The sequence below is a fragment of the Pseudoalteromonas sp. SR45-6 genome, assembly GCF_014163545.1.
Taxonomy (GTDB): Bacteria; Pseudomonadota; Gammaproteobacteria; order Enterobacterales; family Alteromonadaceae; genus Pseudoalteromonas; species Pseudoalteromonas rhizosphaerae.
Window position 1 is genome coordinate 40,941 of sequence record NZ_JACJDM010000029.1, and the last position, 19,312, is coordinate 60,252.

Here is a 19,312-nt window from a genome sequence, read left to right on the forward strand (position 1 = left end):
AAATTATGGCTCAAGCAGTAACAGTTTATCGTTGGGATGACGAAGGCGCACCGCAAATTGTTAATGGTATGAACCGAGATGTTTTAAATGTTTTAGATAAATGTTTGGTTGAAGGCTATGGCACAAAACAAGCTCTAGGATGGGTAAAAACACATAGTGGTGATGCGTCAAACCCACGAGCAGCATATAGTAATGTGGGCGGCTCAGGGAACTATTTAGTTATATCATCGAAAAATGGTACTAACGATGACAGTGGATTGCATGTTCGTTCGGCGCATTCTGTGCCATCCCTAGACTCTTTATATAGAGAGGGCTACACGCAAAGTATACGTGTGTTTGAGCGCAATAAATACTGGATGATTATTGGCACCGAAAAAGCCTTTTATTTCTTCTCAGCATTTGAAGGTACATATAATGAAAAAAGCTATTATACAGCGTCATTTTTTGCAGGGGATATTTCAAATTCACAAGGAAATGACACAGGGCGTTTCATTTGCTTTGCTAGTTCTATTGATAAACAAGAATTGAATCCACCGACCAACGATACAGATAAGTACGGTGAAAATTTAGAGTATATGTGCTCAATATCTAGAGCTCGATTAGCCTCTGATCTAGCGTTGAAAATATGGGATGCTGATGGTGAGGAACACGTCGTGGAATATGCTATAGAAAAGCCGTATGAAGGATTAAGCAGCAGCTCACTTAATGGTATGCCCAACGTGAATATCGCACTGCCTTTTTACGTGTACTTTAAAAACGGTGAAAGTACATCTGATCGAGTTGGAACACCATGTATATATAGTACTTTACAGCCTTATATCAGAGGGACATTGCCGGGGTTGATTAGTACCAAAATTGCGTATGATAAAACGTTAGATTACCCAGCAACGATTAATATGCCAGATCAACCGCACTATCTTTTACGAAATTCGGTTGGCTATTCGCCAAGTAATATCATGTTAGCTACGGAGTCTTGGGATGACTAATACAGTAACTACAAATAGATTATTAGGCGGCGGCTTAACCAGAATCAATCAGCAATTTGATCTTGGACTCGTTACAGTTGATGTTGATCCCGCAGCGAGCAGATTGCATTTAGTTGATAGATTAAATGGCAACTTGATATCGTCAAAGAATGTTTCTAATCAAAGCATAGTAAATATTATAGTTCCGGTTAAATACTCAATTGAGCCATTATTGTATGCGATAATTTTTGATGACTCAAAAAACTATAATGCAACGGCACAAGATTTTTGTATTGCTAACCTTGTGAGTGGTCTAACGCTAGAGGCTTATGAAAGTGTATGACTATCAGCTTGCGTTTTACCAAAGCGTTTTATTTACATCAATCACCATTATACATTCGATTTGGTGATACAGACCCAGTAGATCCTCCTGTAGGTAAAAAAGAAATTGGCATCGATTTTATTACTGCTTGGTTTAGCCCAGCTTTAACAGAGCAAGTTACGCCGTTAGTTTGGACCTCAATCAACATCACTGCGTCAATAGAGGTTGCATACAGCTCAGCAGATTCTATAGCCGTAAATCTAGCCGCACCATGGCAGTCAAATAATTATGAACAGATTGATTTAACTTGCCCGTTGTCAGTCAGTAACAGTGTTATAAACAGCGTTCAAATGCAGTTTAAAACTAACATGCAAGTTGAGCATGAGCAGTTTATTTTACCGTGGCTAAATAATTTAGACGTTGAACAGAGTCAGTTAGTTTTGCCATGGAAAACAGGACCAATTGTTGAGAAATCATGGCAGATAGATTGGAAAGTTAACCCAGATTTAAACAGCAATGAATTTGTGATCTACTATGGCGAAACAGAAAAAGAATACATTTGCTATTGGCGCAATCACCCATTCAAAGGTTACGTGAACTTAGAGTTCACAGGGCCAGCAACGACACACAACGGTCGCTTAGTTATGCGTTTTAACAACCCCGACAAAGTTTGCTATTGGGGCTTACCGGGCGGCTTAGTGCGCGGTGATGATGACGTACCAACCATTGATCGCAAAATCCCCATAGAACCACAAATTAGGAATACATATATCATGCAACCTACTATCAATTGTGTGCGTGTTTCAGACGATTTAAAGATACTAATCAACAGCGTTAATTACTCTATATCTCGCGGTCAATTTAGCGCTACATGCAATATTAAATTTTGCTCACGCATCGACTTTGAACGCGCCCTGGGCCAAGAGCTTAGAATCTCGCTAAATGGCTATGAGTTTTATGTAATTTGTGAGCAGCCAAGCACTAGCAACCGCTTTGCTAATCAAAGTTATAGCGCAAGTTGCCGCAGTCGCTTTGCGTTACTATCTAACCCGTACGCTCGCGCTAAAAACTACGCTAACCCAACCGCTAAAACACTGGCGGGGATCATGTCTGACATACTCGTTAATACGGGGTGGTCACTCGATAATAAAATGATTGATTATCCAATCCCTACAGGCGCGTTTACCTACACCAATTTAACCCCAGCTGCGGCACTGTTAAGTGTGGCTAAGTCAATCGGCGCAATACTCGATATTAACGACGCAACTAAAACTGTCTCAGTAGTCCCAGCGTGGCCCGTCATGCCATGGGACACAGACAATGCAATATGTGATGTCATTTTAAATGACTCAATCATACTCGAGCACAGTAGTAGCCAAACAATAAGCCAGGAACATAACGCGGTATTTGTGCGAGGTGAACAGCAAGGCGTAGCGTGTAAAATCAAACGCGCTGGTACGCTAGGTGATCAGTTTGCAAATGATGTTGTAGATACGCTAATCACCCACAATCAAGCAGCTCGTCAGCGCGGAACGTGTGAGCTGGCTAACAGCGGTAAGAAACAAAATACAACGATCAGAACCAAGCTTTTAGACGACTTACCACCAATCCGCCCTGGTATGTTAGTTGGCATTACTTACACAGATTCAGTATTTAAAGCAACATGCGACAGCATGACAATTAACGCCAGTATCAGCGACCAAGGCGCTATTACAGTTAGCCAAACAATACAGGTGGTAAGCAATGTCTAACACACTAAACAGACTCGGCTCAGTACTCGATAAAACCCAACGCACAATAGCAACCATCGTCACAGTTAACACAAACGGCACAACGCTAGTCGAATACAGCGACAGCAGCCAAAGCGTTGTACTAGGTGATAGTGTTCAAACTGGTGCGGTATACGTAGAAAATGGGCGCATAGTAGGCGCTGCACCTCTACTACCTTTTACTGAAATTGAAGTGTAAGTTTGCGAGGTTGTTGTAAAAATAGAAACGTTAATGTAGATTTTCGCGCGTATTTAATAATAAAGGAGTTTAAATATGAAAATAGATAATTCTATCAATCTATCTAATGCAAACGCATTGAATCAGCAAAACAAACCGCAGGTAAAACCAACAACGGATCAGAAAGTTGATTTTGCGGCAGCGTTAGAATCAGAAATGAAGCTAATGAACGGCGGCGGCGGACACCCAATTAAAGATAAAAAACCTCAATAATGGAGCTGCCAACTATTGATGTGATTGTAAGCTACTCACTAAATAAACTTGAGTTAATTGCTTTTATAGTTGCATTTATGTTGGCCGTTTATCGCAAGCCTAAGAGTTTTTCTATTGCTATTTCAGCAGGAGTTATGTCTGCCGGATTAGCATTGGGTGATTACTTGCACAGCAACGTATTGAGTTTATTGCTTATAGATGACCAGATTTATTATTGGTACTTAGCATGGGCAATCTTCTCACTTTTCCAAGCGTTTGCAGTGATAGGTTTTCATTGGTTATTTGGGGTAATGTTCAGCGAGCAGGTTAAACTGGTTTTTATTACCATGGCTGCAAACGGGCTTTTAAACACATTAATGTTTATTGACCGCAACATTGTTGCACTTAATTTTGATAGTAGCCCAAATGAGTATGGCGATGATAGCTGGCTACTATGGGATATATATAGCATAGGGATAAATGCTAACTTGCTGTTCTTAGCGTTGGTTTTACTATCCCGAGGCAAGTTAAAAGGTAATGTAGTATGGATGTTCTTATTGTATTGTTGTTGCTTTGCTGCGTTGTCGCTCTAGGCGTTTTCTCATACCGTTTTTACATGTTAGAAGCGATGGTTAAAATACCAGAGCGTCACTTGCAAAAGATAACTGATGAATCGTTATCAGAGTTATGCAGTTTATTAAGTCAAGAAGGTGTGCCAAAGGATATTGTAGATTTAGTACGTAATCGTAAGCTAGCGAGCCGTACGTCCCATTTAAAGCACTTTACTAATAACCCTCACGGTGAGTTCATCGAGTTGATTAGAGGTGCTGAGGAGCTCATAGACAGGCAATATGAGACAGGTGAAGACCTATCACAACCTATCTCTGCACTTCTCAAGTTGGCAAAGACAAATACCGAATAAAAAAGCAGCGAAAGCTGCTTTTTTATTGTCCGCCTTTTATCGCCTAGCCCCGCGCGGCGTATATGATAAAAAAAGGTTTATCATTTTAACCCGTGTTAATTATCAGTTTAGGTCGGCGGCTACAGCTATTTAACTCAAATTGTCTAAAGTTAGTATTTGCCAACATTGCCGTTAGCGTGTTTAAGCCGTCCCTTTGCACGCCTTTATTAACGTGGCTTTGCAAGAGTTATCCACGGTTTCTGTGGATAACTCTGTTTATGAAACTTTAAGAACGTTGGCAGAGCCATATTTTTAGGGCACTGTGAGGATATCAAGCATTTAAAACAGTTTTTTTATCTCATTTTAAAACAATGACTTGAAAAAATAAGCTGAAAAGAGCTTCGTTGATGAGTAAATTTATTCGTAACGATTCGATTAGCGCAATTTTTGTGTAAAAATGCAGCACCAGTCGCGATGTTTTTGTGATAAAGGTTATAAAAATGTATTTTTATTGTTTTTAGTAGAGGTTCGAAGTGAAATCGTCGCTAAACACGTAAAAAGAACACTTTTCTATGCTTTTTTAGGCGTTTTTGTAATCAATTTATAATCACTTGATAAATGCGTGGCTTGAAAAGCCCTGATGCTTTAAAATACCACGCTTAATAAAAGAGGTTTATTTATTCCCATGCGCGCAACTTTGCAGAGCAACTCAGCTCCCGATTTATTAAACGATCCAATAGTACCGACCTTGAAGAAAATGACTGTGCCGATGATTTTCGGCATGATCACGTTAATGATGTTCAATATTGTCGATACATTTTTTATTAGCTTATTGGGAACTGAGCCATTAGCTGCTGTCAGTTTTACTTTTCCGGTAACCTTTACCGTGATCAGCCTAGCTATTGGTTTGGGTATCGGTACGTCAGCGGTTATTGCCAAGGCATTGGGTAGTAATAATATTGAAGAAGCACGCTTTGATGCCAGCATCGCATTATTAATTGCAGTGGTGATGGTGGTATGTTTATCGCTATTTGGTTATCTGTTTATTTCCCCGATATTTAAATTGCTGGGAGCAGGGGAGCAAGTGTTGCCGCTGATCCATGAGTATATGAGTGTGTGGTTTTTAGGCAGTGTATTTCTAATTACCCCTATGGTTGGTAACTCAGTGTTACGTGCCAGCGGTGACACCAAAACACCTAGCATAGTGATGGGTGGAGCGGGGCTTATCAATGCCGTACTCGACCCAGTATTGATTTTTGGCTTTGGGCCAATTCCTGCATTTGGCATTAAAGGCGCTGCGATTGCCAGCGTCATCGCATGGTCGGTAGCCGTTGTCATTATTTTATATTTGCTAGCAGTAAAAAAAGGCTTGCTGAGCCTAAATGCAAATAACCAAACCCCATTAAGCTCTATTCGAAAAATTCTTAAAATTGGTTTGCCAGCAGCAGGTGCAAATATGTTAACACCAGTTGCAATGGCGGTGATGATTGCCATGGTTGCTCATCATGGACCTGAGGCTGTTGCTGCTTTTGGCGTAGGCAGTCGTATTGAATCAATTGCCAGTTTGGTGGTGTTAGCTTTATCGATGACGTTACCGCCGTTTATTAGTCAAAACTTTGGTGCTGGTAAACTTAACCGTGTTAAAGAGGCGTACACCACAACATTAAAATTTGTGATGATTTGGCAGTTTATTATTTATTTACTGCTCATTGCATTTTCAGGAGTGATCAGTGAGTTGTTTGGTAAAGAGCAGATGGTTATCGATGTGATCAAATTATTTATTTTTACCTTGCCGTTAAGTTACGGTTTGCAAGGGATAATTATTTTGTCTAATTCATCGTTCAATGCCTTACACAAACCAATGAATGCATTAATTCTAAGTGTGATCCGATTATTTATTTTTTATATTCCATTTGCTTATGTCGGTAATTTATATGCCGGTTTACCAGGCTTGCTGATCGGCGCAGCGCTGGGTAATTTATTTACTGCAATAATAGCTTATAAATGGTTTATCAAAGAGCTGAATATGATCAGTAACCAAGCTGTACAGGAGTGCCAAGCATGAGCGACCATTTTCAACTGGTATCTAAATTTAAACCTGCGGGGGATCAACCCACCGCGATTGCGCAGTTATGTGAAGGGTTAGAAGCCGGACTTGCTCATCAAACATTATTAGGGGCAACAGGTACTGGTAAAACATTTACCATGGCTAATATTATCAATGATTTGAATCGCCCAACGATCATTATGGCGCATAATAAAACCTTAGCAGCGCAGTTATATGGCGAAATGAAAGAGTTTTTTCCGCACAACGCGGTTGAATATTTTGTTTCGTATTATGATTACTATCAGCCAGAAGCGTATGTTGTTGCAAGCGATACCTTTATTGAAAAAGATGCCTCGATAAACGAACACATAGAGCAGATGCGCCTAAGTGCTACCAAAGCGCTATTAGAGCGTAGGGATACAATTATAGTGGCATCAGTATCAGCCATATATGGTTTGGGCGATCCAAAATCATACATGAAGATGATGCTGTTGTTAAAAGTGGGCGAAAAAGTTGATCAACGCGATATGCTGCGCCGACTAGCTGAAATTCAATATACGCGAAATGATATTGATTTTAGCCGCGGTACGTATCGGGTTCGCGGTGAAGTTGTGGATATATTCCCTGCTGAGTCAGACACTTTTGCAGTGCGTGTAGAAATGTTTGATGACGAAATAGAACGGCTAAGTATTTTTGACCCGCTTACCGGCGCGGTTGAAAAACACATAGTCCGCGCAACTATCTATCCTAAAACGCACTATGTGACACCCAGAGATAAAATTCTTGATGCGGTTGAGCATATTAAAGCTGAATTAAAAGACCGTCGTGCGCAGTTACTCAGTGCTAATAAACTGGTCGAAGAGCAACGCGTGGCACAACGTACACAATACGATATTGAAATGATGACCGAGCTTGGTTATTGCTCTGGCATCGAAAACTACAGCCGATATTTATCTGGTCGCACGCCGGGCGATCCACCGCCAACCTTGCTTGATTATCTTCCTGAAGATGCGTTAATGATTATTGACGAATCTCACGTTACGGTATCGCAAATCGGCGCTATGTATAAAGGCGATCGTAGCCGTAAAGAAAATCTCGTGGAATACGGTTTTCGTATGCCGTCGGCGATGGATAACCGGCCACTGCGCTTTGAAGAATTTGAAGCCATAGCACCGCAAACAATTTATGTATCAGCAACCCCGGGTGATTTTGAACTTGAACGTTGTGGAGATGATATTGCCGAGCAGGTTATTCGCCCCACAGGATTACTCGATCCACAAATTGAAGTACGCCCAGTGGCAACTCAAGTTGATGACTTATTGTCAGAGATATATAAACGCGTAGCAATTGATGAACGCGTGCTAGTAACCACACTTACTAAGCGCATGGCTGAAGATTTAACGGATTACTTATCTGAACATGATGTAAAAGTGCGTTACTTGCATTCGGATATCGATACCGTTGAACGGGTCGAAATTATTCGTGATTTTCGCGCTGGGGTGTTTGATGTGTTAGTGGGTATTAACTTACTGCGTGAAGGTTTAGATATGCCAGAAGTATCGCTAGTTGCAATACTCGATGCTGATAAAGAGGGCTTTTTACGTTCAGCTCGCGCATTAATTCAAACCATTGGTCGTGCGGCTCGTCACTTAAATGGTCGGGCAATTTTATACGGTGATCGAGTCACTAAATCAATGGCCAAAGCTATTGATGAAACTCAGCGTCGCCGCGATATTCAACACGCTTACAATATTAAGCATGGCCTTGAACCACAAGCCTTATTGAAGAAAATTACTGACATTATGGATGTTGGTGAGCGAGCCGGCCCACAAGATAATTTACAGCTGATCCGAAAACAAAGTAAGCAAGTGCTCAGTGCAAAAGAGATCGCAGTGCAAATTAAGCAACTCGAAACCAAAATGCATGCATACGCAAGTGATTTAGAATTTGAAAAAGCCGCATCCGTTCGTGATGAAATCCATGAATTACAACAACAGTTAATTAAAAATGCATAATTTTACGCCCCTTATTACAGCACTTGAAAGTGCGCCCTTAGCAGACAATGAACTTTGTCGTGTGTTTCATGGCCGCGGTCACACTACCGAGCATTTGAGTCATCTAAATATCGACTTTTACCCGCCGTGTTTATTTTTAGTGTCGTACGACGAAGTTGACTCACAAACGCTAACGCAATTAAGTGAGCAGCTTTGGCAATGGGCACAACAACACGCTAAAGAATTAATCACCTCGTTGGTATTTCAACAACGCGCCGGACAACAAACTGAAAATAAACTGTTATTTGGTCAACTACCGAGCCCGCATAGTGTTAAAGAAGGTGAGTGTAAGTTTTTTGTGGATTTAATGAGCCGTCAAAATACCGGTATATTCCCGGATATGCGCCGTGGACGGGAGTTTGTTCAAGCCCATAGTAAACACGCTAAGGTATTGAATTTATTTTCATATACCTGTGGTTTTTCGGTTGCGGCAATGCGTGGCGGTGCCGATAGTGTGATCAATATGGATATGAACAAAGGGGTACTGCGCACCGGTAAGCAAAATCATCAACTTAATAGCTTTGACCGCGGTGTGAGCTTTTTACCGCACGATATATTAAAGTCGTTTGGTAAACTTAAAAAGGCTGGCCCTTTTGATTTAATTATTGTTGATCCGCCAAGCTTTCAAAAAGGCAGTTTCATTTTAACTAAAGATTATCAAAAAGTGCTGCGCCGCTTACCTGAACTGCTCAATGACCATACTCAATTGCTGTTATGTGCTAACAGTCCAGAGCTAAGTGAAGCGTCATTTAAAGCGCTGATAGACGAACACACTCAAGGTGCGATTGAATTTGTAGAGCGCCTAGCGCCGACCCATGGTTTTGTTGATGTTGATAGCGACCGTAGCTTAAAAGCATTGATCTATAAAACGGCTCAAGTTTAGCTTTAAATGAAACTAAGTAGCCGCCTCAGTGCAATCGATTCGTTGATCTGCGCGCCGTATGATGTAATTTGGGACTGTTGTTGTGACCACGGTTTGCTTGGTATGGCGCTTTTAAAGCGGGCAGCCGCCAAGCAAATAAACTTTGTTGATATAGTGCCTACGTTAATGGGCGAGCTTGAACACACGCTTACGCGTTTTAGTGATCAGCAAGCAGCTTGCCAATGGCAAGTATTATGTCAGGATGTAGCTACAATTGAGCTGCAGCCATCAGCCAAACAGCTGATCATTATCGCCGGAGTCGGTGGAGAATTACTGCTGAGGCTAGTACAAAAAATGGTTGCTAATTGCCCTGAAAAGCTTCGTGAACAACTCAGTTTTATTGTTTGTCCGGTGCATCATACCTATACCTTACGACAAGGTTTACAGGCGTTAGGTTTAGGACTTATCAAAGAACAACTGGTGCAAGAAAACAACCGTTTTTACGAAGTGATACAGCTAAGTTTTACCAGTAATACTGCGTTGAGTGTTACTGGTAGTCAGATGTGGGACAATGCTGAGCAAATGCACGAATTGTATCTGCAACAATTAGTTGCGCACTATACTCGGATGTTGAACAAAGACCGTACATATTTTCAACATGTGCTCGATGATTATCAAAAAATATCGCTAAATTAAACGCAGCACTGTGATCTATCGACTAGCGTTACAGCGTAAATAACTCATCTTCAGCGCTTTGTGTTAGCGAGTTTACTTGGTTTAGTTATGTCAGATAAAAATAACCACTTTACATCAGTCAAATATACTCATAATGAGCTGCTATATAATTGTGAGCAGCCAATTGCTTATGCACCCATCGTGCAATTGAGCAACGCGAGTTGGGTAGTGCCGCAACATTTTTTACGTTATCAACATACCCTCGAAAGCGTGAACGAAACCCTTGATAAAATTGAGTTTTCAACTCACTTTCGGGTGCTCGCCGCAAAGCAGAATGAGCAAATTTATTTACAAGTGGCCATTCTTAGTCCAGATAATTACCGCAGCACCAAGGCCAAGGCAAAAAAGTTATTATTTGGCCGGCGCTGGTTTGTGGAAGAAAACTTACCTACCTCGGAATTGATCCAAACCGCTTTTTTAGCGTTAAAAATAGCCCGTGAACACGAAGTAAGAGAACTATTTCAACTCAATAGTGAGCAGGGCAGCAGCACGCCGTTTAATAACCATCATGATTTACCTTTATTAGCACAAAACCCGCAATTAACCATGGCTGCTGATCATCAACCGCAAAGTGTCATAAAGTTACTTGCTAGATGTTTATTTGCTGGAGCCGCACTGACTTTAATTGCACAACAAAAAATTGCCGATGAGCACATACTTTACACTCTGCGACTCAATTGTACTGACTGTCAGTTAAGCGAATTTAACGCAAAAACAGTGATTTTTTTAGCCGCAGATACATCTGCAAATGCTTTTTTGCATGGCTTGATGACCGCGTTGGTAGCGATCAGTAATGATTATGTGAATGAGCAATTTAAATATGCAGGTTTTGCTCGCTTTAGTAAAAACGTTAACGTAGAGCAAATCGGGGCATTGAGTATTGTGTTGCGTTCGCAGCATGCGTTGCAATTATGCGAACTTGGCAAACAACATGCCGATCAATTAAATTTTGAAATTGACAGCTCTCGTGCTCCACAAGGATGCGGGCAAGTGATCTGTGGGTTTTTAGCCGCTCATGGAATTGAGCAGCCAGAAAACGCGCATTTATATCCAGATTACTTGCAAGCGCTTTAAACGCGGCAAATTTACAGTTTATTGATTTCTTGTTTTACGCTGTAACTTGGATCAGTCACGATAGCTTCTAATGTTTGTACACGCTCTTTTAACGCAAGCATTTCAGTAGTAACAGCAGCAATTTGATTATTCGACTCTTTGTTATCGGTGAGTGTACGGTGTTTAAACTCTAAATGTTTTTTATACATATCGTACATTACCCCAAACCCAACAGAGATAAATACGATCATGACTACCATAGTAGTTCCTGACATGGTGTATTCCTTATTATTTTATATAGTGTGTAAAGTATAACCAGAATGCGCAAATGATGAAGCTGACAATTGTAACTTTATTTGTATCAACATGACCCTCTGCAGTATATTCATCAGTGATACAGTGTGATGAGTGTTTAATTGCAGCATTAACTAATTTTAACGACAACAGTGAGTTACTATGCTAAATAATAAAATCCCTCCGATTATTATAGTGCTTTTTTTTGCTGTGCTGATGGCGGTAATTGCCCACTACAGTGTGATTGATTTCACCACATTTATTTTTTATGTAGCGGTTATTTTACTCACCATAGGCTGTATTTTTTGTATTGCAGGGGTAGTTAGTTTTCGCTTAGCAAAAACCACTGTAAACCCAAGTAAACCAGATCAAGCGTCAGCACTGGTTACCACGGGTGTGTACAAAATTTCACGTAATCCAATGTATGTTGGTTTTGCTTTTATACTGGCAGGTTGGGGAGTGTGGTTAACATCACTGTGGGCGTTATTGTGTGTGCTGGGCTTTATTTGTTACTTAACTTGGTTTCAAATTATTCCAGAGGAGCGGGCTCTATTAAAAATATTTGGTCAAGGGTACAGCGATTACAAGTCTCGGGTAAAACGTTGGCTGTAAACTTATCTCAGTTAATAATAAAAAGGCTATCGCGATGATAGCCTTTTTTAATGTGGGTTATTCGTACTCGATTGGATCGGTAATGTTATTAAGGCTAAATGCCTCTAAGCGCTCTTGGCAGGCACCACATTTACCACAGGCTTTTTCACGGCCATTATAGCAAGTCCACGTTTGGCTGTAGTCCAAGCCCATTTTTAAACCATCAGTAAGAATGTCAATTTTGGTGTCATTTAAATACGGGCTGAAAATTTCCACGGCGTCGTAGTTAGCAATACGACATAAATCATCCATCTTTTGCACAAATTCAGGACGGCAATCAGGGTAAATAGCATGATCCCCAGAGTGAGCACCGTAATACACTTGGCTTGCTTTGAGTGATACAGCGTAACCCACAGCCAGTGACAGCAAAATCATGTTGCGATTAGGCACTATGGTGCTTTTCATGTTTTCGGCTTCGTAGTGGCCTTCTGGGACATCAATATCATCAGTTAACGATGAGCCACCAATTAACTGATTGATCGCAGAAATATCAACTATCTTATGCGGTACGCCAAGCTTTTCACACACACTGGCTGCAACTTTAAGCTCTTTTACATGACGCTGACCATAGTCAAATGACAGGGCATATACCTCGCGGCCTTGCTGCAGGGCTTTATTTAATACGGTAAATGAATCCATACCGCCGGAGTAAATCACAACTACTTTTTGCGTCATAACTGTTTTGCTCTTAGTTTTAATAGAGGTTTATATCAGGGCGCGATATACTACACGCCTGGGGCATAAATAACAATTTCCGACCGTGTTTTTTGATTTTTTAAACTATGTTTATGCTCGTAATTAATGCCAAGTAGTGAGTGAGACTCTTTTGTACAAAATTAATGAAATATTTGAAACCATTCAAGGCGAAGCGAGCTTTACCGGCACGCCTTCAATATTTTTACGTTTACAAGGCTGCCCCGTAGGTTGCGCTTGGTGTGACACTAAGCAAACGTGGGAAGTTGATAATGTGTATAAAGTATCACTGGACGACACGGTTGAGAAAAAGGCTGATTCAGATCACTGGGCGGACGCATCAGCTGAGCAAATATTTAACTTGTTTGTCGATCGTGCTTATCGTGCCAAGCATGTAGTGATCACCGGCGGTGAGCCATGCATGTACGACTTAAACCCGGTGTGCGAATTACTTCATGCTAACGGCTACAGCACACAAATAGAAACCAGCGGCACTTTTGAGATTTTAGCCCCAGCACAAACGTGGGTGACGGTATCACCGAAAATTAATATGCGTGGCGGCTACGACGTACTTACTTCAGCCATGCAACGCGCCGATGAAATAAAACACCCAATCGCGATGCAAAAACACGTTGTAGAGCTTGAAGAGTTATTTGCAAAAACAGGCGTTACCCCCAAGCTTGTTTACCTGCAACCAATTAGCCAAAAAGTCTCTGCAACTAAGTTGGCAATTGAAACCTGTATTGAAAAAAACTGGCGCTTATCAGTGCAAGTACATAAGTATTTAGGGATAAACTAAAGTAAAGCTCAGTGGTAAGCTTTAAGTAATTTGCCATTTAAATTGAACGTTGGGTTGAGTAAAACAAAACCCAACAAACCTCTTACTTTCATATCTGCTTCGTTAATGGTGATAATTAGTTTATTATGCCCGGCTTAACGTACCCTCCTACAAATAATTAGGCCTAATATGTCCGCGAACGCTCTATACACAGACCTTTCTGATTACTATGACTTAATGTGCGCAGATATAGATTATCAAGCCCAAAGTTATTTTATTCATAGGCTACAGCAAATATTTGGTAATAAGGGAAATACGCATCTTGATTTAGCGTGCGGCACGGGCCCACATGTTCGTCATTTTATTGATTATGGTTATCAAAGTAGTGGGCTTGATATAAATCAACCCATGCTAGATAGAGCAACCATTCGTTGCCCAGAAGCGCAATTTTCATTGCAGAATATGAGTGAGTTTGTGATCCCTGAGCAAGTTGATTTAATTACCTGCTTTTTGTATTCAATCCATTACTGCGATGGCATTAATAAATTAACAGACTGTATTAAAAGCGTACACCATGCACTAAAAGCCGGTGGTATATTTTGCTTTAACGTTGTTGATAAAAATCACATCGATAACGATTCATTTGTAGAGCATAGCGCTGAAAACGCGGGCAGCCTATTCACATTCCGCTCTGGTTGGAATTACAGTGGCAGTGGCGAAAAACAATCATTAAAACTCAGTATAAATAAAGCTACAGCAGACGAAATATTTATATGGCACGACGAGCACCCAATGGTCGCTGTTAGTTTTGCCCAGTTAAAAGAAGCCCTAAAACCTTATTTTGAAATACATGTATTTGAACATGACTACGAAAAAATAACCCCATGGGGTGAAAGCTCTGGCAATGCCGTTTTTGTGTGCGTAAAAATTTAAATTAGAAAGTTAAGACAATGATTCACAAAAAGATTAAGGGTTAAGAGACGCCGCGTTTTAGAAAAATTCATATAAAGCAAGGAGCTTACAAATAAGCATTGTCCTGTTGAGTGACTCGCTCGTGAGACTGATCAGGCAGCTGATATATATCCCTAGCTAAACAATCAGGGAGTGCTCTGCGGTCTATTTTTTTGCCCTTCTAACAGCAGCAAATCCACATAAGATTATTATCGGGTTTTTTGTATTCCCCAAACGCGATACTCCAATAGATAATAAGAACCTAAAGTAGCTGCGACAACGGGCTTTTTACGCCACTGGCACCACTGTTAAGTACATGCGTATAAATTTGCGTGGTGCGAACATCGCTATGGCCGAGTTGTTCTTGCACGGTGCGTATATCTGCACCGGATTCAAGTAAGTGGGTAGCGAACGAGTGCCGTAGTGTATGGCAGGTAACATTTTTTTGAATTTTTGCCAGCTTTGCTGCCTGCTTAATTGCTTTACGAACCGTTGTTTCATCAATATGGTGGCGTCGCAGCTTTTTACTTTCTGGGTCCATGCTTAACTTGGCAGAAGGAAACAAATATTGCCAGCTCATTTCATAAGGAGCCGCTGGGTATTTTCTAGCTAGTGCATTCGCAAGCCAGACACCGGCATAGTCTGTTGCTTGTTTGTCTCGTTGCCAGTAGTCATTTACCAAGTGACTTTGGCTGCGCAACAACGGCAGTAGTTCGGGTGCTAATGTTACTCTGCGGTTTTTATTGCCTTTGCCCTGCCAAATCATTAATGAGACATAGTCATAATCGACATCTTTTACCCGTAGCCTTACAGCTTCCATTAAACGTAGACCACTACCGTAAAGTAACTGAGCGATAAGTTTATACTTTGGATCCATTGCCAATAATAAACGCTGCATTTCTTCACGGGTCAGTACTACAGGTAATTTAGGTGGCACGAGTGATTTATTAAAATTCATCTCAAGTGATAACGGCCGCTGAATAATATGACGGTATAAAAATACTAAAGCATTTAAAGCCGTTGCCTGAGTTTTCATTGCAACATTACACTGATTACTTAAATAAGATAAGAATTGCTCAACCTCCGACTCTGCCAATTGCGCTGGATGTTTTTTAGCATGGTATAAAATTTTATCCAATATTGGTAAGTGTCTATAGTGCGTTTGGCATAACGACGCGTTGTCATAAAGTCACGGATGGATTCTAAAAATACAGAAGCCATGATCTGCTCCAGTTGTTGCTGTATATATAAACAGTAGTTGTGTTTGGTTTTATTTTCAACAACTCGCGGGATTATTTCTTGTATTTTACAACAACAAAAAAACAACAAATATAAATCCCTTGATTTACATTTAGATACGGAGTTAGACTGAAAGTATTAAAAAACTCAAAGGATTTTCTGTCTGCAACTTGTGGGTTTAGATCCTTTGAATAAGCTGTTATATTTTTACTGACACGGTTATTAAATTATGAGTAAGCAGAATAATCCAACTGTTGATTGTCCTTGCTGTGGTTACATCACCTTAAAATATGGTGGTTGCGGTGAAATTTGTGAGGTATGTTTCTGGGAATACGATTCAGAAATTGACTCCAGAGTAACTATTCCATCAGTTTGTAATCATGGAATGACGTTGAACGAAGCTAAAGAAAATTTTGAATTATTTGGGGCTACTAAAGAAGAATTTATTAAACATGTAGTACCATTCGAAGCTAGAAAATTGTATCAGCATATAAACAAAATATAACAAAGCTAATTAAAATCGACGCAAAACACTCCGCTTTCATTGTGTTTCGCTTCGCGAAGTATACACAATGAAAGCTCCGCGTTATTGCGCGGTTTATTAGAGCGTTAGTGTTCATGGAGGAAATATGAAAGTCCAGATAAAATCTTTCTCATCGCACCAAACTAGTAAAGTTATTGCTTTAGCGTTCGCACTATTCACAATTCCTTTTTCCATAATGGGAGTCATTGGTTTTTTCGTCGCTCCAGAAATGAAAACAAGCACTGGAGAAAGCATTCCTAATTTTCCGTTTTTAATTTTTGCATTAGCACCATTACTATACGGTTTTATGTTTTACATAATGAATAGACTCATGTGTTTCGGGTACAATTTTATTGCAAAGCGTGTCGGTGGCATTGAGTTTGAAACGGTTGAATCTGACAATGAACACTAACAAAACAATAAACATCATTCGCTTCGCTCATTGGGAAAAAGCCTCGCTGCAACTTCGTTGCAAAGCGCTCGGTTTTTCCCGTTATTGTAAGCGTTATACGCAAAGGGAGCATCATGCTTAAGAATTTGATTGTTAGTCTGGCCTTAGTAATTCCATTATTTGCTATGGCCGAAGAAAATCAACCTGAATTTGAGATTTCCTGCCAAGATGGCCCTAAGGAAATGATCACGGAGGTTCCGAAGCTTGTTCAATCACTAGCAAGTGTTAAATGCACGATTTACGGTCAAATCTTGACTGGTGCTGAAAGCGTCCTTTGGAATTATCCAGGTGGCTTTGCCCCAGTAATAATTCCAGCCCAAATGGTTCGAGCCCAGCCAAAAAAAGTAAACAATGAATTTCACTTCACTTCTGTTGCAGCAAAGAAACTAAGCCAAAAAGAAGCCGCTGAAATGTATAAAAGCTTTGGCCAAGGCTTCGATGAAATGCCAAAAGAAGCGCCGGAAACTATTGAGATCGTCGCCACTAATCAGAAAGGTGTAACTCAAAAGGTTTATTTTTTTCAGTTAGCGCCAGAAAGTATGTGGGGGTTTGCCTGTCAGCCAACATGTAAGCCAGAAATGGCATTTATGGTAATGAAGTTTGAGCAACCTAAGTCGTAAGCGTATAACAAGCAAAGGCAGCGGATGCTACGCACCGCTGCTTTGAGCGTTAGCAGTCAATCAAGTATGAATATTGAAATAGAAAATTACTGGGAATTGTTGGCTTTACATAAGTCCTTAATGGCAGTTAAATTTGATCAAAATTCATGTTTACGTGAGGCACAAGGGTCGCCATATACGGGGAGCTTGGCATTTAAAGTATTTGCTCAGTTAGTGGCTGCGAGCAACGAACAACAAGCAGCGAATTGGATAAAGTGGCAAGAGGCTGACTATTCACGCATAGAGACGCAGCTTCTACAAAAGCATATAAAAGAATCCGAGTGGTGGGCAGACTCAGATCAAAGTCAAAAAGAAAAGTATGTTCGTGATTTTATGGCCCCTCTAATTCTTAATGAGCAGATATTCAATGAAATCACCAAAAACTGCTAACAAAACAATCAACCGGACTCCGCTAAGCGTGGTTCGCTTTGCTCACAATACCACGCTTAGCTCCGCTCGGTTATTGTGGCGTTATATCGCAAGGACGATTTAGCTTGGTAAAAAAAGTTTCACTCTTAATTCAAACCGCATCACTTTTAACGATGCTGTTCATGCTTTTTTTGGATATTGAGTTCTACTCTTTGCTCAGCGTCTACTGTTTTTTAGTTATTTGGTGTATTGATAAAGTAGCTCTCTTCTCACTTAAAGAAGAATTTGGAATTGCCAATCAACTAAAAATTAAAGCTGACGCGCCACCAGCTGTAAGGATTGCAGGGGTAAGCTTCGTATCTGTTATTCTAGTGTTCAGCCTCAAAGAGCTTTTGGAGCATGTTGCAATATAACAAACAAATTATGGCACTCGCTGTCGCTCGCTGGGACGCAAACACGTGCGCGGCTTCGCCATTATTGCACACGTGTTTGCGCCCCATATTTGGAAGTTAGCACTATCAGCAAAATGCGAGTTCAGTAGGAGTGGTATGAACGAAATTTTATTGTGGGCAAATTTAGCTGTCCTTCTCGGTTTAGTGGCATTTGGTAAACTTTACTTCCCGAGTTACTTAAAAGAGAAAGCAAAAAACTTAGCTAAAAAAGAAGATCTTGTTGAAATTACGGATAAGGTTGAAGCTGTAAAGAATACTTATGCGTCTGAAGTTGAGTTGCTGAAAGAGAGTATTAATTCTCGCTCTGATGCTCTATCGAAGAAACGTGAGGTATATAACCGTTTTATCCAAAGCATGGGGCTTTTCATTAACGGGCGAGAAGTGACAACTGAACAACAGCAGACATTTTTAGATTGTTATGCTCAGTTGTGGCTGTGGGCTCCCGATTCAGTGTTGATAAAAGTTAATGTTTTTATCGAACAGCAAATGGCACTAGCGTCAGGGCGAGCTCAGCCACAGGTAGCGATAAAACAAACCTATACTGAATGCGTCCTTGCTCTTCGTAAAGATTGTAGCATGGGGGACGCAATGCCAAAAGATAGTTATAGGTTCGTCTTCTTTGGTGAGAAATAGTGCTAACAAGTGCTTTAAATGGAACAAAAACAGTTGGTTAGGTTCCGCTTCGCTCCACATTATAACCAATGATTTTTGTCCGCTTAAGCGGGCGTTGAGGCTGTAGAATTACTCTTTTTAGGAACTGATTCTACGCATTTGGCTTGATTGTTTTTTAACCTTGAATCCATTTGGTTACTGTGATCTAATAGATATTATTCACCCACGGTAAATTGTTATGGCCAACTACAAGCCTGATTTATCCTGCCAAAATAAATTCATTCCAATCAATTTTGCTGAGCAAATATTGCCAGGTACATTTGAGTATGCGCTTTGTTATATTGTCGAAAATAAACTCGATTTATCGGGCTTTGATGGTAAGCGTCTAGCAAAATGCACCTGCCAGTAACTCGTCAAACCGATTAAACTATTTCTTAATTTCAATTAGGAGATAGCCATGAGAAAAATGCGTAGCCTTGAGCAGTGGCGCAACATTATCGAA

At 40.5% G+C, this 19,312-nt stretch carries 24 protein-coding genes and 1 pseudogene; 22 read left to right on the top strand and 3 right to left on the bottom strand.

What is annotated here, in order from left to right; genetic code table 11:
• Positions 1 to 5 precede the first annotated feature (5 nt).
• The 12 genes from H5158_RS13290 (at position 6) to H5158_RS13345 (ending at position 11,159) form a co-directional block, all read left to right on the top strand.
• Positions 6 to 986: a hypothetical protein gene (locus tag H5158_RS13290; protein ID WP_182740212.1), complete on the top strand. Its 981-nt coding sequence runs from the start codon at positions 6 to 8 to the stop codon at positions 984 to 986.
• A complete protein-coding gene (locus H5158_RS13295; protein WP_182740213.1) occupies positions 979 to 1,308 on the top strand; it encodes a hypothetical protein in 330 nt (109 codons plus the stop codon). The genes H5158_RS13290 and H5158_RS13295 overlap by 8 nt, the downstream gene beginning before the upstream one ends.
• A complete protein-coding gene (locus H5158_RS13300) occupies positions 1,305 to 3,038 on the top strand; it encodes a hypothetical protein (RefSeq protein ID WP_182740214.1) in 1,734 nt (577 codons plus the stop codon). Before H5158_RS13295 ends, H5158_RS13300 begins: the two co-directional genes overlap by 4 nt.
• Positions 3,031 to 3,255 (top strand): hypothetical protein, encoded by a 225-nt coding sequence (locus H5158_RS13305; protein WP_182740215.1) that lies wholly within the window; start codon positions 3,031 to 3,033, stop codon positions 3,253 to 3,255. Before H5158_RS13300 ends, H5158_RS13305 begins: the two co-directional genes overlap by 8 nt.
• A 75-nt stretch (positions 3,256 to 3,330) precedes the next feature.
• Positions 3,331 to 3,507, top strand: coding sequence for a hypothetical protein (locus tag H5158_RS13310; RefSeq protein ID WP_182740216.1), 177 nt, complete (start codon positions 3,331 to 3,333; stop codon positions 3,505 to 3,507).
• Positions 3,507 to 4,079, top strand: coding sequence for a hypothetical protein (locus H5158_RS13315; protein ID WP_170174347.1), 573 nt, complete (start codon positions 3,507 to 3,509; stop codon positions 4,077 to 4,079). Before H5158_RS13310 ends, H5158_RS13315 begins: the two co-directional genes overlap by 1 nt.
• Positions 4,080 to 4,138: 59 nt before the next feature.
• A complete protein-coding gene (locus H5158_RS13320; RefSeq protein WP_259399448.1) occupies positions 4,139 to 4,408 on the top strand; it encodes a hypothetical protein in 270 nt (89 codons plus the stop codon).
• Positions 4,409 to 5,072: 664 nt separating this feature from the next.
• The gene (locus H5158_RS13325) at positions 5,073 to 6,452 is read left to right on the top strand and encodes an MATE family efflux transporter (RefSeq protein WP_145240731.1); all 1,380 of its coding nucleotides are present in this window, start codon (positions 5,073 to 5,075) and stop codon (positions 6,450 to 6,452) included.
• Entirely contained in the window at positions 6,449 to 8,449 is a 2,001-nt protein-coding gene (gene uvrB / locus H5158_RS13330) for an excinuclease ABC subunit UvrB (protein ID WP_145240732.1), read from the top strand. The genes H5158_RS13325 and uvrB overlap by 4 nt, the downstream gene beginning before the upstream one ends.
• The gene (locus H5158_RS13335) at positions 8,442 to 9,371 is read left to right on the top strand and encodes a class I SAM-dependent methyltransferase (protein WP_182740217.1); all 930 of its coding nucleotides are present in this window, start codon (positions 8,442 to 8,444) and stop codon (positions 9,369 to 9,371) included. Before uvrB ends, H5158_RS13335 begins: the two co-directional genes overlap by 8 nt.
• Before the next feature lie 6 nt (positions 9,372 to 9,377).
• A complete protein-coding gene (locus tag H5158_RS13340) occupies positions 9,378 to 10,046 on the top strand; it encodes a tRNA (adenine(22)-N(1))-methyltransferase TrmK (protein WP_182740218.1) in 669 nt (222 codons plus the stop codon).
• Positions 10,047 to 10,133: 87 nt separating this feature from the next.
• Entirely contained in the window at positions 10,134 to 11,159 is a 1,026-nt protein-coding gene (locus H5158_RS13345) for a hypothetical protein (RefSeq protein ID WP_182740219.1), read from the top strand.
• A gap of 11 nt (positions 11,160 to 11,170) precedes the next feature.
• Here H5158_RS13345 and H5158_RS13350 read toward each other — a convergent pair whose 3' ends face one another.
• Complete coding sequence (locus H5158_RS13350; RefSeq protein WP_182740220.1) at positions 11,171 to 11,413, bottom strand: hypothetical protein; 243 nt, start codon at positions 11,411 to 11,413, stop codon at positions 11,171 to 11,173.
• A 181-nt stretch (positions 11,414 to 11,594) separates the two neighbouring features.
• On the opposite strand from H5158_RS13350, the gene H5158_RS13355 reads away from it, so the two are divergent.
• On the top strand, positions 11,595 to 12,044 hold the full coding sequence (locus H5158_RS13355; RefSeq protein ID WP_182740221.1) for an isoprenylcysteine carboxylmethyltransferase family protein: 450 nt from the start codon (positions 11,595 to 11,597) through the stop codon (positions 12,042 to 12,044).
• A 57-nt stretch (positions 12,045 to 12,101) separates the two neighbouring features.
• Here the strand turns inward: H5158_RS13355 and queC are convergent, their stop codons facing one another.
• Positions 12,102 to 12,782 carry a 7-cyano-7-deazaguanine synthase QueC gene (gene queC / locus H5158_RS13360; protein WP_257326361.1) on the bottom strand — a complete coding sequence of 227 codons (681 nt, stop codon included), beginning with the start codon at positions 12,780 to 12,782 and terminating at the stop codon, positions 12,102 to 12,104.
• A 127-nt stretch (positions 12,783 to 12,909) separates the two neighbouring features.
• On the opposite strand from queC, the gene queE reads away from it, so the two are divergent.
• Both queE and H5158_RS13370 read left to right on the top strand, forming a co-directional pair.
• A complete protein-coding gene (gene queE, locus H5158_RS13365) occupies positions 12,910 to 13,575 on the top strand; it encodes a 7-carboxy-7-deazaguanine synthase QueE (protein ID WP_145240771.1) in 666 nt (221 codons plus the stop codon).
• A 168-nt stretch (positions 13,576 to 13,743) separates the two neighbouring features.
• Entirely contained in the window at positions 13,744 to 14,487 is a 744-nt protein-coding gene (locus H5158_RS13370) for a class I SAM-dependent methyltransferase (RefSeq protein WP_182740222.1), read from the top strand.
• Between the two features lie 280 nt (positions 14,488 to 14,767).
• On the opposite strand, the pseudogene H5158_RS13375 reads toward H5158_RS13370, so the two are convergent.
• A pseudogene (locus H5158_RS13375) lies at positions 14,768 to 15,726 on the bottom strand (integron integrase).
• 247 nt (positions 15,727 to 15,973) lie between these two features.
• Between H5158_RS13375 and H5158_RS13380 the strand changes: the two are divergent.
• From H5158_RS13380 to H5158_RS13410, 7 genes are all read left to right on the top strand, one after another.
• On the top strand, positions 15,974 to 16,249 hold the full coding sequence (locus tag H5158_RS13380) for a CPCC family cysteine-rich protein (RefSeq protein WP_182740223.1): 276 nt from the start codon (positions 15,974 to 15,976) through the stop codon (positions 16,247 to 16,249).
• A 124-nt stretch (positions 16,250 to 16,373) separates the two neighbouring features.
• Complete coding sequence (locus H5158_RS13385; protein ID WP_182735900.1) at positions 16,374 to 16,679, top strand: hypothetical protein; 306 nt, start codon at positions 16,374 to 16,376, stop codon at positions 16,677 to 16,679.
• A 113-nt stretch (positions 16,680 to 16,792) separates the two neighbouring features.
• Positions 16,793 to 17,338, top strand: coding sequence for a hypothetical protein (locus H5158_RS13390; RefSeq protein ID WP_182740224.1), 546 nt, complete (start codon positions 16,793 to 16,795; stop codon positions 17,336 to 17,338).
• Positions 17,339 to 17,362: 24 nt separating this feature from the next.
• On the top strand, positions 17,363 to 17,767 hold the full coding sequence (locus H5158_RS13395) for a hypothetical protein (RefSeq protein ID WP_182740225.1): 405 nt from the start codon (positions 17,363 to 17,365) through the stop codon (positions 17,765 to 17,767).
• Between the two features lie 104 nt (positions 17,768 to 17,871).
• The gene (locus H5158_RS13400) at positions 17,872 to 18,159 is read left to right on the top strand and encodes a hypothetical protein (protein WP_182740226.1); all 288 of its coding nucleotides are present in this window, start codon (positions 17,872 to 17,874) and stop codon (positions 18,157 to 18,159) included.
• A gap of 135 nt (positions 18,160 to 18,294) precedes the next feature.
• Positions 18,295 to 18,831, top strand: coding sequence for a hypothetical protein (locus H5158_RS13405; RefSeq protein ID WP_182740227.1), 537 nt, complete (start codon positions 18,295 to 18,297; stop codon positions 18,829 to 18,831).
• 217 nt (positions 18,832 to 19,048) lie between these two features.
• Positions 19,049 to 19,219: a hypothetical protein gene (locus H5158_RS13410; protein ID WP_259399449.1), complete on the top strand. Its 171-nt coding sequence runs from the start codon at positions 19,049 to 19,051 to the stop codon at positions 19,217 to 19,219.
• Positions 19,220 to 19,312 lie beyond the last annotated feature (93 nt).